The 1561-nt window shown below is 74.1% G+C and carries 2 protein-coding genes; both read right to left on the bottom strand.

The annotated features are described in order from the left end of the window. A partial coding sequence (locus CCN44_RS29735) for a transcription antitermination protein NusB (RefSeq protein WP_276329133.1) occupies positions 1-525 on the bottom strand: 525 nt, incomplete at its 3' end. Positions 526-718: 193 nt separating this feature from the next. Further along, on the bottom strand, positions 719-1561 hold an 843-nt coding region (locus CCN44_RS29730; protein ID WP_107502120.1), incomplete at its 5' end, for a methionyl-tRNA formyltransferase.

Here is a 1561-nt window from a genome sequence, read left to right as displayed (position 1 = left end):
GTGCACGACGGCGAGGTGGTCCTCGGGATCCTCGTCGTACGGCGGCGCGACCTTCTCGGTCCAGCCCTGGAGGTCGTCCTGCGCCACCTTGCGCAGCACGGCGTTGACGAACTTGGCCCGTCCGTCACCGAGCACCACGCGGGCCAGCTCCACGGAGGCGGAGACGGCGGCGTGCGTCGGGATCCGGGTGCCGAGCAGTTGGTGCACGCCCAGTCTCAGCACGTCGAGCACCGGCGGGTCGACCTCGCGCAGCGGGCGGTCCACACAGGCGGCGATGACGGCGTCGTAGGTGCCCTGCCGGCGCAGCGTGCCGTACACCAGCTCGGTGGCGAGGGCGGCGTCCCGGGCGTCGAAGTCGCCCTTCTCGCGGGCCTTCCTGAGCAGCGGGGGCAGCACGAGGTTGGCGTACGCGTCCCGCTCGTCCACCGCGCGCAGCGCCTCGAAGGCCAGGATGCGGACGGGGTCCTTCTGGGGACGGCGGTAGGGCTTGGCGGGCTTGCGGGGCCGCCGGGAGGGCTCGCTCACGAAAAAGGTGCTCCGGGTTGAAGAAGAGGATGCGACTCCAGCGTACGTCGGCACCCCCTCGGGGCCGCCGCCCGGGCCTGCCTCCGGCGTGCGGAACCGCGCCCGCCGTACGGACAGGGCCCTGCCGTTCGGACAGGGCCCTGTCCGAACGGATCCGCCCCTCCGTACGGCCCGCCTTCTGTGTCAGGGAGCGTCAGCCGCCGAGCGTCTCGCCCTCCGCGATGCGCACCCCGCGGGCCCAGTCGGCCGCGCGCATCGGCTTCTTGCCCTGGGCCTGCACCCACAGCAGTTCGACGGCGTACGAACCGGTGCCCACGTGCACGCTGTTCTTGCCCACCGCGAGCCGGCCCGGCGCGAGGTCGGTCCGCTCGGGCACGGGCGTGACCTGGATCAGCTTGAGCCGCTCGCCGCGGAAGGTGGTCCAGGCGCCGGGTGCCGGAGTGCAGCCGCGCACCACCCGGTCGACGCGCAGCGCGGGCGCCGCCCAGTCGAGCTGGGCGTCCTCGACGGTGATCTTCGGCGCGAGGGTGATGCCCTCGGCGGGCTGCGGTACGGCCTTCAGCGTGCCGTCCTCGATGCCGTCCATGGTGGCGGCGAGCAGCCCGGCGCCCGCGAAGGCGAGCCGGGTGAGCAGGTCGCCACTGGTGTCGGTGGGGCGGATCTCCTCGGTCACGGTCCCGTAGACGGGTCCGGAGTCGAGCCCCTCCTCGATGAGGAAGGTGGAGGCGCCCGTGATCTCGTCGCCCGCCATGATGGCGTGCTGCACCGGCGCCGCGCCGCGCCAGGCGGGCAGCAGCGAGAAGTGCAGGTTGACCCAGCCGTGCGCGGGGATGTCCAGGGCGGCCTTCGGCAGCAGGGCGCCGTAGGCGACGACCGGGCAGCAGTCCGGCGCGATCTCCGTCAGCCGCGCCAGGAACTCCGGGTCCCGCGGCTTCAGCGGCTTCAGCACCTCGATCCCGGCCTCCTCCGCCCGCTCGGCCACGGGCGACGCGACCAGCCTGCGTCCGCGCCCGGCCGGCGCGGACGCAGGCTGGTC

It is taken from the genome of Streptomyces tricolor (genome assembly GCF_002155905.1).
GTDB lineage: Bacteria > Actinomycetota > Actinomycetes > Streptomycetales > Streptomycetaceae > Streptomyces > Streptomyces tricolor.
Note: the sequence above shows the minus strand (reverse complement) of the source record. Positions and strands in the feature narration are given on the sequence as shown.